A 12,009-nucleotide genomic window follows, 5' to 3' on the forward strand; every position below is an offset into this window, starting at 1 on the left:
AGAAACAATCGAAATCACATATATCCTGTGTGTTTAGTCAAATCATTGGCAGCTTGAAAAAGAAGGTTCACATGTTAAACAACATTCGTATCGAAGAAGACTTGTTGGGTACCAGGGAAGTTCCAGCGGACGCCTACTACGGTGTCCACACTCTGAGAGCGATTGAAAACTTCTACATTAGCAACAACAAAATCAGCGATATTCCTGAATTTGTTCGCGGTATGGTAATGGTTAAAAAGGCAGCGGCTATGGCCAACAAAGAGCTGCAAACCATTCCTAAGAGTGTGGCAAATGCCATCATCGCGGCGTGTGATGAAGTCCTGAATAACGGAAAATGCATGGATCAGTTCCCGGTAGACGTTTACCAGGGTGGTGCGGGTACCTCCGTCAACATGAACACCAACGAAGTTCTGGCCAATATCGGTCTGGAACTGATGGGTCACCAGAAAGGTGAATATCAGTACCTGAACCCGAACGACCACGTTAACAAATGTCAGTCTACCAACGACGCATACCCAACTGGCTTCCGTATCGCTGTATACGCATCCATCATCAAACTGATTGATGCACTGAACCAGCTGCGCGAAGGCTTCGAGAAAAAAGCTGTTGAATTCCAGGACATCCTGAAAATGGGTCGTACCCAGCTGCAGGATGCTGTACCGATGACCCTCGGTCAGGAATTCCATGCTTTTAGCGTACTGTTGAAAGAAGAAGTGAAAAACATTAGCCGTACCGCTGAGCTGCTGCTGGAAGTTAACCTCGGCGCGACAGCAATCGGTACTGGTCTGAACACGCCGAAAGAGTACTCTCCGCTGGCAGTACAGAAACTGGCTGAAGTCACCGGCTTCGCCTGTGTTCCTGCAGAAGACCTGATTGAAGCAACTTCTGACTGTGGCGCATACGTTATGGTGCACGGCGCACTGAAACGTCTGGCTGTGAAGATGTCCAAAATCTGTAACGACCTGCGTTTGCTCTCCTCTGGTCCGCGTGCGGGTCTGAACGAGATCAACCTGCCGGAACTGCAAGCTGGTTCTTCTATCATGCCAGCTAAAGTGAACCCGGTTGTTCCGGAAGTCGTAAACCAGGTGTGCTTCAAAGTCATCGGTAACGACATCACTGTAACCATGGCATCTGAAGCTGGTCAGCTGCAGCTGAACGTAATGGAGCCGGTCATTGGTCAGGCAATGTTTGAATCCATTCACATTCTGAGCAATGCTTGCTACAACCTGCTGGAAAAATGCGTTAGTGGTATCACTGCTAACAAAGAAGTCTGTGAAGCGTTTGTATTCAACTCCATCGGCATCGTTACTTACCTCAACCCGTTCATTGGTCACCACAACGGCGACATCGTCGGTAAAATTTGTGCCGAAACCGGTAAGAGCGTACGTGAAGTTGTCCTGGAGCGCGGTCTGTTGACCGAGTCTGAACTGGACGATATCTTCTCTGCACAGAACCTGATGCACCCTGCTTATAAAGCAAAACGTTATACTGATGAAAGCGAACAGTAATCGTGTAGGGTAGTACCGGAGAAGGCACGTCATGATGACGTGCCTTTTTTCTTACTCGAAGTTACTTAAAAACAACAATTTAATATCAACTTGTTAAACAACAAGGAAGGCTAATATGATAGTTTTAGAACTTATCATCGTTTTGCTGGCAATCTTTTTAGGTGCCAGACTTGGGGGTATCGGTATTGGATTTGCAGGTGGGCTGGGTGTTCTGGTTCTCGCCGCTATCGGCGTAAAACCCGGTAATATCCCGTTCGATGTTATTTCCATCATCATGGCGGTTATCGCTGCCATTTCAGCTATGCAGATTGCAGGTGGTCTGGACTATCTGGTTCATCAAACTGAAAAACTGCTGCGTAAAAACCCGAAATACATCACGATCCTTGCACCTATCGTGACCTATTTCCTGACTATCTTCGCAGGTACCGGCAACATCTCTCTGGCAACGCTGCCAGTTATCGCTGAAGTTGCGAAAGAACAAGGGATCAAACCTTGCCGTCCGCTCTCTACTGCAGTGGTTTCTGCACAGATTGCGATTACGGCTTCTCCAATCTCCGCAGCCGTGGTTTACATGTCTTCCGTAATGGAAGGTCATGGCATCAGCTACATTCACCTGCTGTCCGTGGTCATTCCGTCCACCCTGCTGGCTGTACTGGTCATGTCCTTCCTGGTAACTGCGCTGTTCAACTCCAAACTGTCTGACGATCCGATTTATCGTAAGCGTCTGGAAGAAGGCCTGGTTGAACTGCGTGGTGAAAGACAAGTTGAAATCAAAGCGGGCGCAAAAACTTCTGTTTGGTTGTTCCTGCTGGGCGTGGTTTGTGTCGTCGTATATGCGATCGTCAACAGCCCAAGCCTCGGTCTGGTCGCTAAGCCGCTGATGAACACCACCAACGCAATCCTGATCATCATGCTGAGCATCGCGACGCTGACCACGATCATCTGCCGCGTTGAAACTGACTCCATCCTGAACTCCAGCACTTTCAAAGCCGGTATGAGCGCCTGTATTTGTATCCTGGGTGTTGCATGGCTGGGTGATACCTTCGTATCTCACAACATTGACTGGATCAAAGATACTGCAGGTAGCGTAATTCAGGGTCATCCGTGGCTGCTGGCTGTCATCTTCTTCTTTGCTTCTGCACTGCTGTACTCTCAGGCTGCAACCGCTAAAGCACTGATGCCGATGGCTCTGGCTCTGAACGTTTCCCCACTGACTGCTGTTGCGTCTTTCGCCGCGGTTTCTGGCCTATTCATTCTGCCAACCTACCCAACTCTGGTTGCGGCAGTTCAGATGGATGACACCGGTACAACTCGCATTGGTAAATTCGTCTTTAACCATCCGTTCTTCATCCCGGGTACTCTGGGTGTGGTTCTGGCTGTCTGCTTCGGCTTCTTGCTGGGCAGCTTCATGCTGTAAGTTTTTCCTGCAGGGTGCCTGGGCGCCCTGCAGTTCCTCCTCCCCACCCCGCTTTAACTAACATCCTTCCCTCGTCCGTTGTATAGTGACCATTCTTTTGCTGGTTACTCTGTTCTTTCGAGGTGTTTATGCTTGATGTAAAGAGTCAGGATATTTCCATCCCCGATACCGTTGTGGTGCTCTGTACCGCCCCGGATGAAGCAACCGCCCAGGATCTCGCCGCCAAAGTGCTGGCGGAAAAGCTGGCTGCTTGCGTGACCCTGCTACCCGGTGCGACCTCCCTCTACTATTGGGAAGGCAAACTGGAACAGGAATATGAAGTCCAGATGATTTTAAAAACCACCGTCACACACCAGCAAGCCCTTCTCGATTGCCTGAAGTCACATCATCCATATCAAACACCTGAACTTCTGGTTTTACCCGTCACTCACGGAGACTTTGATTACCGCTCATGGCTCAACGCATCCTTACGCTGATCCTGCTGCTGTGCAGCACATCTACCTTTGCCGGATTATTTGACGCGCCTGGCCGCTCGCAGTTTGTTCCTGCCGATCGGGCGTTTGTTTTTGATTTTCAGCAAAACCAACACGATCTGAACCTCACATGGCAGGTTAAAGATGGCTACTATCTGTATCGCAAACAGATAAGCATTACGCCATCTCAGGCCAATATTGCTGAGGTAAAACTGCCGCCAGGCGTCTGGCATGAAGATGAGTTTTACGGCAAAAGTGAGATTTACCGTAAACAGCTGACTGTCCCGATCACGGTCAATCAGGCTAAGTCTGGCGCAACATTAACGATCACATACCAGGGCTGCGCCGACGCTGGATTTTGCTATCCACCAGAAACAAAAACGGTGCCATTAAGTGAAGTGTCTTCTGGTTCCGCGGCGGCCCCTGCACCAGCCCCAGCCACTGCAGATCCGCAAGAAAAACCGCAGCCCACGGCCCAACTCCCCTTCTCCGCGCTGTGGGCATTGCTGATCGGAATTGGTATCGCGTTTACGCCTTGCGTATTGCCGATGTATCCGTTGATTTCCGGTATCGTACTGGGTGGCAAGCAACGCTTATCAACCGGACGGGCACTGCTGCTGACGTTTATCTACGTTCAAGGTATGGCGCTCACCTATACCGCGCTGGGTTTGGTTGTTGCAGCCGCCGGTTTGCAGTTTCAGGCTGCGCTTCAGCATCCCTACGTCCTGATTGGCCTTGCCGTCATCTTTACGCTGCTGGCTCTGTCGATGTTTGGCTTGTTCACGCTGCAATTGCCTTCATCACTGCAAACGCGTCTCACGCTAATGAGTAACCGCCAGCAAGGCGGATCTCCCGGCAGCGTCTTTGCGATGGGGGCGATTGCTGGCCTCATCTGTTCTCCTTGCACAACGGCCCCGCTAAGCGCGATTTTGCTGTATATCGCTCAGAGCGGGAACATGTGGCTGGGAGGCGGCACACTGTATCTGTATGCGTTGGGGATGGGATTACCCCTGATGCTGATTACCGTATTTGGCAACCGCCTGCTGCCTAAAAGTGGCCCATGGATGGAACATGTCAAAACCGCTTTTGGCTTTGTCATTCTGGCGCTTCCCGTCTTCTTACTCGAACGTATCGTTGGCGACGAGTGGGGCGTTCGCTTATGGTCACTGCTAGGCGTCGCGTTCTTTGGCTGGGCGTTCATCACCAGCCTGCAGGCAAAGCACGCCTGGATGCGCATCGTGCAGATTGTCCTGTTAGCCGCAGCGCTTGTCAGTGTACGTCCATTGCAAGACTGGGCGTTCGGCGCGCCACATGCTCAAACCCAGGCACATCTTAACTTCACACCGGTGGCATCGGTAGATGCGTTAAATCAAGCACTGGCGCAAGCTAAAGGCAGGCCAGTCATGCTGGATCTGTATGCCGACTGGTGTGTAGCCTGTAAGGAATTTGAAAAGTACACGTTCAGTAATCCGCAGGTTCAGCAAGCGCTAGGCAACACGGTGCTATTGCAGGCGGATGTGACAGCAAACAATGCCCAGGATGTCGCTCTCCTGAAACATCTACAGGTTTTAGGTTTGCCGACTATCTTGTTCTTTGATGCCGAGGGGAAAGAGCACCCGGAAGCTCGGGTTACGGGCTTTATGGATGCCGCGACCTTCAGCGCACATTTGCGCGATCGCCAACCGTGAGCGACACTTGCAACAGGAAATACGGAGGAGAATACCGTGCAACGTGAAGATGTCCTGGGAGAAGCCCTGAAATTACTTGAGGTGCAAGGGATAGCCAATACCACGCTGGAAATGGTGGCCGAACGCATCGATTATCCTCTGGATGAACTGCAGCGCTTTTGGCCCGATAAAGAGGCCATTCTGTACGATGCGCTACGCTACCTCAGCCAGCGGGTGGATATCTGGCGGCGTCAGCTTTTGCTGGATGACACGCTGAGCGCTGAGCAGAAATTACTGGCGCGCTACACTGCGCTGTCCGAATGCGTGAGCAATAATCGCTATCCCGGCTGTCTGTTCATCGCCGCTTGTACGTTTTACCCCGATCCCGGGCATCCGATCCATCAGTTAGCCGATCAGCAAAAAAAGGCGGCACATGACTTCACCCATGAGCTGCTGACGACGCTGGAAGTTGACGACCCGGCAATGGTCGCCAAACAGATGGAACTGGTGCTGGAAGGCTGCCTAAGCCGCATGCTGGTTAATCGTAGTCATGCTGATGTCGAAACGGCACACCGCCTGGCTGAAGATATCCTGCGCTTTGCCCAGTGCCGAATGGGCGGTGCGCTGACCTAAGCGAGCATTATCTGTTTTCGTCGCCTCTGCCGGATAGTTTTGTGCAAACTTCAGGCATAACCATGCAGATTGCCGCAATATTAAGCGGTTGAACAATGTTTCCAGAAATTTGATTGACTGACAGACGTGAATACGGTTTAATGCGCCCCGTTGCCCGGATAGCTCAGTCGGTAGAGCAGGGGATTGAAAATCCCCGTGTCCTTGGTTCGATTCCGAGTCCGGGCACCACTTTCACTTCAATGTACGTCTCCCAAACATCACAAAACTCAAGTATAATCACTGCTATACGCCACTTTCCAACATTACGAACTCCACTGACCTCAACTCGATTCTCTCTAAATCAAGTTGCATCCGGGGGCTTTTCAGGGGGCTCTTTGTGTTCAATGAAAATTGAGGCCCCCATATGGCACTGACAGCCCGGCAGGTCGAGACCGCCAAGCCTAAAGAGAAGGACTATAAACTCTCTGACGAACGTGGCCTTTTTCTCCTGGTAACCACCACCGGAAAACGCTACTGGCGTATGAAATACCGTATCGCCGGTAAAGAGAAAAAGTTATCTATCGGTGTTTATCCTGAAATCTCTCTGGCTGACGCGCGTGTAAAACGCGATGAAGCCAGAAAAGTGATTGCTGATGGCGGCGATCCGAGTGAGAAAAAGCAGCTCGAAAAACTCGCCAAAAAAATATCCGTCGTAAATACCTTCAGGGCACTCGCCATGGAGTGGCATAAGCATAAGTGTATCTCATGGTCGGAAAGCTACGCAGAAAGCGTTCAGGAGGCGCTGGAGAAGGATATTTTCCCGTATGTGGGCAAACGCCCTGTCGCTGAGATCCTGCCTCTGGAGATGCTGGAAGTTTTACGGCTGATTGAAAAACGCGGTTCGCTGGAAAAATTACGTAAGGTCCGGCAGTACTGCAATCAGATCTTCCGTTACGCCATAGCAACAGGGCGTGCGACGATTAATCCAGCTGCGGAACTGACCGGTACTCTGACCGCACCAAAGACCGAGCACTTCCCTCACCTACAGGCATCCGAGTTACCCGCGTTCCTTGCCAGTCTGGCTAATTACCATGGCAGTTGCATTACGCGTATGGCAACCAGTCTGCTGCTACTGACGGGGGTTCGTACGATTGAACTTCGCGCTGCAGAATGGCAAGAGTTTGATCTGGAGAATGCATTGTGGACAATCCCCGAAAGCCGGATGAAAAAGCGCCGCAAACATCTGGTGCCTTTGTCAGACCAGGTTCTGTCGATCCTGCTGGAACTCCGCACTTATACCGGTCAGTATCAACTCGTGTTTCCAGGGCGCTGCAACATCAACAAACCGATGAGTGAAGCCAGTATCAACATGGTTATCAAACGTATCGGCTACGATGGTAAAGCTACCGGACACGGCTTTCGCCACACTATGAGCACCATTTTGCATGAGCAGGGGTTTAATACAGTCTGGATCGAGATGCAGCTCGCTCACGTGGATAAAAACAGCATTCGCGGCACATATAACCATGCACAGTATCTGGATGGAAGACGAGAAATGATGCAGTGGTACGCTGATTATATTGACAATCTTCTCAGTTCATCGACAAAAAGTTAGTGGTTGTTCACCCGCACCTGAAGGTGCGGGGAACGTAATTCTTTTATTTTTTGTTTGTTCTATAACCTTCTGGCATATTTACCGCGCTGTATGGACTTAAACGTGAAGCGATCCAGTACTGCTTTCCCTGTCGGAGCAAGTTCAGGTAAGCAAGACGTTCGGTCAGATCACGCCGTATTGTTTTTTCGCAAATGCTAAATTCGTCAGCAAGGCTCCTGACGGTCAGTGACTCGCCATTGTTGAGGCGGGTTGACCTGATCCCCGTTGATTAATACACCGCGATGTTTGTAATGTCTTCATCAGCAACGTAAGCGATGAGATGGTCTACCCCCTCCTTCACGGCGACTCTCAATACCGTCATGATGGTGGTAATTCAATCAGCGTTGAAAGGGTGAGAAACCATGTCAAGGCTGAACATTATTGGAATTGATCTTGCGAAAACAAATTTTTATCTTTTCAGCCTTTCACCGGAAGGGAAGCCTGGTGGAAGGATTAAGCTCTCTCGTGAAAAGTTGATTGGCTGGTTTACGACACAGTCCAGGATGATTGTCGCCATGGAGGCATGTGGTGCTTCTCATCACTGGGCCAGAGAAATTCAAAAGACGGGGCATGATGTTGTGATGCTACCCGCTCAGCACGTCAGGGCTTATCAGCGTCGCCAGAAAAACGACTATAACGATGCTCAGGCCATTGCCGAAGCCTGCTGGCACGGAACAATTCGCCCAGTTCCGGTAAAAACGCTATCTCAGCAGGATGAACAAACCTTTTTAAAAATGCGACGACTTGTTTCTGAAGAAAGAACGCAGTTAATCAACCATATCAGAGGGTTAATGGCAGAGTATGGTATTGTTTTGCGTAAAGGCGCAACTGAGCTTCGACGTAAATTACCCGAGTTGCTTGAAGATGCAGAGAATGGATTTACGCCCCAGATGCGTGAACTGTTACAACGGCAATATCAGCGGCTGGCGGCTCTGGATGATGAACTCATATGGTATGACAACCGACAGCGAAAAAATGCCGCCGGGGATTCAGTATGCCAGCGCCTACTTTCTATTCCGGGTTTTGGTCCACTGGTTAGTCTGGCAGTGAAAAGCTGGATGGGTGATGGAAAACAGTTTAAAAGAGGTCGGGATGCTTCAGCGGCTCTTGGGTTGGTTCCACGACAATTCAGCACAGGGGGGCAACAGGTTCTTCTGGGGATCACCAAATGTGGAAACAGCTACGTCAGATCAATGCTGATACATGGTGCCCGAGCTGTTTTGTTCAGATCCGCAGGCAAAACGGATCAACTTAGCTCATGGGTTAACCTGGTCCGGGAGAAACGAGGATTTAACAGGGCAGTCGTCGCCCTGGCAAATAAGTTAATTCGTATTGTCTGGGTTATTATCACTCGTAATGAAGTTTACCGGGTTTCGGTAGCATGAAATAAGAAGTTGAAACAGGGTAATTTATACCGTTAACTCCAGCATTGCGTAGAAAGCAGAAACGATGAAAAACAGGTCAAACCTGCATATCGAAAACCTGGGATCGGGGCTTGGCCAGAATTAATCAAGGCCGTGTAAGCGTTAAGGACGATATGCGCGAATGTTTCATCAAGGCCAGAAGCAGTAGCTTCATCAACAGGCCGAATATACGAAAGCAAACCTGTTACTTTCATTGTCACTGCGTTCTTGCAATACGGGGGAAGACCATATAGGTCCCCCTATTAAGAAGCGTTTTTACAACAAAAACCTTCACATGACCGAACGCCGTTTTCCATTCAGGTTACAAAGTGCCTCATCAGCACGATAAACCTCGGCACGGAAGGCTATTCACTTCACATTTAGCATTCTCAAGTACTTACTTTTTCTATTCACGCAGGAAACACAGTGGTATTGTTTTAAGCTAATATCGATGATGTGATACGTACCACCAAACATTGGATGGTAACTTGTTGCTTTCATGAGCCATTTTCCGTACAGCTGAAAGCGCAATCGACGCAGGGACTTAAAATGACCGGAGTATCTAGCGATCAATACGCTGCTGGTGAACAGGGCTTAGGGTATATCTATCAGCCTCGTTTTGCGCTACTTAAGCTTCTTCAGTGGCCAGAAGATACATCTGTTTTGATCGAAAAAGATGATGACCTAGACTTCGTTAGTTTTGATGGTGTCAAAACACTGGCATCGCTCAAACACAAAGGGGATGGGGATACTCTAACCGACCTGTCTACCGATTTTTGGAAGTCAGTCCGCATCTGGCTTGACCGCTATAATCGTGATGGTAAAACCGAAGCAAATCTTCGTTTCTTTTTGTTTACGACCGGATCTATCTCAAACTCCTCGTTCCTGCAACACTTCTTAGTCGAACCGCCAACAAAAGACGATAATTCAGTATCAATAACTCAACTCACCAACACAGCTCTGGCTAGAAGCAAGTCAAAACTGATCACGGCAATAGCCGATGAGTTCAATAAACTGACTGATGAGCAAAAAGATGACTTCTTATCACGGATAATCATATTTGATGGCGGGCCTCGCATTGAAGACCTCCCAACAATTATCAAAAATCAACACATGCGTATCATTAGACGCGATAACCGAGACGCTATTTTTGAACGACTTGAAGGGTGGTGGAATAACACGATAGTCGATCTGCTAACAGGGAAACGTAAAGAGGCGATTTTTGGTTATGAGATTTCCGACAAACTTGCAGCATTTTCTGAAGAGTACAAATCGGACAATCTGCCGATTACGTTCAGAGGAAAAATTCCCGTTGGAGAAATCGATGCGATGAATGATCCCAGGCTCTTTGTTGTGCAACTCCGTGAAATAGGGGTTTCCTCTAATCGTATCCGAAACGCTATTCTCGACTACTACCGAGCATTTGAGCAGCGTTCTTCATGGGCGCGTGAAAACCTTTTGGTAACAGGAGAGATGGAAGATTATGAAGACCGCCTTGTTGATGAATGGAGTCGCTATAAAGACGTAGTTTTTGAAGAATTAGATGAAAATTCAGCTGACGAAGTACTTATTACTGCGGGAAAAGCATTGTATCAATGGGCCGATCTTGAAAGTGGTAATATTCACTCATTGCGAATCCGAGAACGAGTGACTGAGCCTTATGTAGTTCGAGGAGGATTTCACATCCTTGCGAACAGTAGACCACTACCCAAAATTTTCTGGCATCCCCACTTCCTAAATAGAATTGGGCAATTGTTGGGAGCCCAAGCATGAAGCAATGGGATCAGCGTCCATTCGAGATAAGGAATCTTTTCAATCCTGCATTTTGTGGTGTTGTACTATTCAGAGCAATGCAGAGCTACGAAGAGGAAAACTCACAGGGCATGCCATTTTCTCTCGCTCTTTTAGTTTTACCATTATGTCTGCAAAAAGATTCTCGCCAAGTGTTTGCTGAAAATCCTCGCCGCTACCTTTTGAAAACTATAGAAAACAATCCCAAATTACTCATTAATTTTGCTAACCGCGTCAATAATATGCTGCCATTTACGCTTGAAGCTTTTGGAGTGCTCATGGAACGAGGATGTTTTGTCGTAACGCAAGACGGCCGATTGAAAACAATACCTAATAAAGTTCGCAAATCGGTCATAGGGACTGAAGAATCAATCTCATGCCAGCGTGTCGCGCGCTATATAGGAAAAGAATTTGCCCGTATTGCAGATCGCGTTACGGTGTACACGACCTTTGGAATACGCCCATGAAAATTAAGTCGATTCATGTCTACAGCCATGATGGCCAACGTCGGGACCTGCAATTTAAGGTTAATGGTTTAAATGTCATTACTGGCCGTTCCTCAACCGGTAAATCAGCTCTTTCTGAGATCATTGAATACTGTATGGGTCGATCTACTTTTAACGTACCAGAAGGTATTATTCGCGATAAAGTGTCATGGTTCGCAGTCATTTATCAATTTTCACAGGAACAAGTACTAATCGCGAAACCAACACCAAATGCAGGAGCCACAAGCTGTGGCACCGTTATGCTGCGACGAGGAAATGAACTGACCGCACCAAATTTCAAAGACCTCTCGGTTAACACCGATGATGATTCTGTAGTCGCACTGTTGTCACGATTACTTGACATCCGCGAGAACCGTACAGACGTGGCAATTGGGCACAGCAGAGAAAGCTTTGAAGCAAACATCAAGCATACTTTTTATTACCTTTTCCAAAAGCAGGGCCTTGTAGCAAATAAAGATCAACTTTTTTATCGACAAAATGAGGCATTTCAGCCACAAGCTATTCGCGACACATTACCGATTCTTTTAGGTATTTCATCAAATGATCGCTATGAACTTGAGGCCAAACTCCGAACAGCACAACGAGATCTGAAAATCAACGCCAAACGTCTTGAACAAGCTCGCGATACAATCGATACATCACTGCTAAAAGGTTCTGGGCTTTTATCTGAAGCCAGAGCCGTGGGTATCATCACACAAGACAAAGAGAGAATCGGAACTGACGAAGTAATTGATGTTTTGCGTTCTGCAATGCAATGGATTCCGTCCCCCCTACCTGAAGACGATGGACATAGAATATCCATTCTTGAAAATGAAATTGCTGGTTTACGACAAGACAGACGTCAGACCCAGTCCCGAATTGATTCTGCTCGGATGTATGCCAAGCAATCAGGTAATTTTGAAAACGAAGTTTTAGAGCAGCAAGACCGATTATCTTCTATCAAGGCTCTACCGAAAAATCCGGAAACTGGTGAATGAC

The 12,009-nt window shown here is 48.4% G+C and carries 11 protein-coding genes and 1 tRNA gene; 11 read left to right on the plus strand and 1 reads right to left on the minus strand.

Annotated elements, in window-relative coordinates; all coding sequences use genetic code 11:
• Positions 1–71 precede the first annotated feature (71 nt).
• The 7 genes from aspA (at position 72) to JQN59_RS21325 (ending at position 7,292) form a co-directional block, all read left to right on the plus strand.
• Positions 72–1,508, plus strand: coding sequence for an aspartate ammonia-lyase (gene aspA / locus JQN59_RS21295; protein ID WP_048215096.1), 1,437 nt, complete (start codon positions 72–74; stop codon positions 1,506–1,508).
• Between the two features lie 115 nt (positions 1,509–1,623).
• Entirely contained in the window at positions 1,624–2,925 is a 1,302-nt protein-coding gene (gene dcuA, locus JQN59_RS21300; protein ID WP_003830670.1) for an anaerobic C4-dicarboxylate transporter DcuA, read from the plus strand.
• 128 nt (positions 2,926–3,053) lie between these two features.
• On the plus strand, positions 3,054–3,401 hold the full coding sequence (gene cutA / locus JQN59_RS21305; protein ID WP_003025447.1) for a divalent cation tolerance protein CutA: 348 nt from the start codon (positions 3,054–3,056) through the stop codon (positions 3,399–3,401).
• Positions 3,377–5,086: a protein-disulfide reductase DsbD gene (locus JQN59_RS21310; RefSeq protein ID WP_149607478.1), complete on the plus strand. Its 1,710-nt coding sequence runs from the start codon at positions 3,377–3,379 to the stop codon at positions 5,084–5,086. Before cutA ends, JQN59_RS21310 begins: the two co-directional genes overlap by 25 nt.
• Positions 5,087–5,122: 36 nt before the next feature.
• A complete protein-coding gene (locus JQN59_RS21315) occupies positions 5,123–5,698 on the plus strand; it encodes a transcriptional regulator (protein WP_008785982.1) in 576 nt (191 codons plus the stop codon).
• Between the two features lie 152 nt (positions 5,699–5,850).
• Positions 5,851–5,926 (plus strand) — tRNA-Phe (locus JQN59_RS21320).
• Positions 5,927–6,101: 175 nt separating this feature from the next.
• Positions 6,102–7,292 (plus strand): tyrosine-type recombinase/integrase, encoded by a 1,191-nt coding sequence (locus JQN59_RS21325; protein WP_016154414.1) that lies wholly within the window; start codon positions 6,102–6,104, stop codon positions 7,290–7,292.
• 43 nt (positions 7,293–7,335) lie between these two features.
• Here JQN59_RS21325 and JQN59_RS27030 read toward each other — a convergent pair whose 3' ends face one another.
• Positions 7,336–7,551, minus strand: coding sequence for a DeoR family transcriptional regulator (locus JQN59_RS27030; RefSeq protein ID WP_223822565.1), 216 nt, complete (start codon positions 7,549–7,551; stop codon positions 7,336–7,338).
• 142 nt (positions 7,552–7,693) lie between these two features.
• Here JQN59_RS27030 and JQN59_RS21335 point away from each other — a divergent pair, with 142 nt between their 5' ends.
• The 4 genes from JQN59_RS21335 to JQN59_RS27035 all read left to right on the plus strand — a co-directional run bounded on the left by JQN59_RS21335 (position 7,694) and on the right by JQN59_RS27035 (position 12,008).
• Positions 7,694–8,716, plus strand: coding sequence for an IS110 family transposase (locus JQN59_RS21335; RefSeq protein ID WP_016154415.1), 1,023 nt, complete (start codon positions 7,694–7,696; stop codon positions 8,714–8,716).
• A gap of 567 nt (positions 8,717–9,283) precedes the next feature.
• Positions 9,284–10,507: an ABC-three component system protein gene (locus JQN59_RS21340; protein WP_016154416.1), complete on the plus strand. Its 1,224-nt coding sequence runs from the start codon at positions 9,284–9,286 to the stop codon at positions 10,505–10,507.
• Positions 10,504–10,992, plus strand: coding sequence for a three component ABC system middle component (locus JQN59_RS21345; protein ID WP_016154417.1), 489 nt, complete (start codon positions 10,504–10,506; stop codon positions 10,990–10,992). The genes JQN59_RS21340 and JQN59_RS21345 overlap by 4 nt, the downstream gene beginning before the upstream one ends.
• A complete protein-coding gene (locus JQN59_RS27035; protein ID WP_239484206.1) occupies positions 10,989–12,008 on the plus strand; it encodes a hypothetical protein in 1,020 nt (339 codons plus the stop codon). The genes JQN59_RS21345 and JQN59_RS27035 overlap by 4 nt, the downstream gene beginning before the upstream one ends.
• The last annotated feature ends 1 nt before the right edge of the window (position 12,009 follow it).

This window comes from Citrobacter sp. B72 (assembly GCF_016894305.1).
GTDB lineage: Bacteria > Pseudomonadota > Gammaproteobacteria > Enterobacterales > Enterobacteriaceae > Citrobacter > Citrobacter portucalensis.

Coding starts and splice junctions, on each gene's coding strand:
- JQN59_RS27035 (WP_239484206.1), top strand. CDS start 10,989: ATGAAAATTAAGTCGATTCATGTCTACAGCCATGATGGCCAACGTCGG.
- JQN59_RS21325 (WP_016154414.1), top strand. CDS start 6,102: ATGGCACTGACAGCCCGGCAGGTCGAGACCGCCAAGCCTAAAGAGAAG.
- aspA (WP_048215096.1), top strand. CDS start 72: ATGTTAAACAACATTCGTATCGAAGAAGACTTGTTGGGTACCAGGGAA.
- cutA (WP_003025447.1), top strand. CDS start 3,054: ATGCTTGATGTAAAGAGTCAGGATATTTCCATCCCCGATACCGTTGTG.
- dcuA (WP_003830670.1), top strand. CDS start 1,624: ATGATAGTTTTAGAACTTATCATCGTTTTGCTGGCAATCTTTTTAGGT.
- JQN59_RS21335 (WP_016154415.1), top strand. CDS start 7,694: ATGTCAAGGCTGAACATTATTGGAATTGATCTTGCGAAAACAAATTTT.
- JQN59_RS21345 (WP_016154417.1), top strand. CDS start 10,504: ATGAAGCAATGGGATCAGCGTCCATTCGAGATAAGGAATCTTTTCAAT.
- JQN59_RS21340 (WP_016154416.1), top strand. CDS start 9,284: ATGACCGGAGTATCTAGCGATCAATACGCTGCTGGTGAACAGGGCTTA.
- JQN59_RS21310 (WP_149607478.1), top strand. CDS start 3,377: ATGGCTCAACGCATCCTTACGCTGATCCTGCTGCTGTGCAGCACATCT.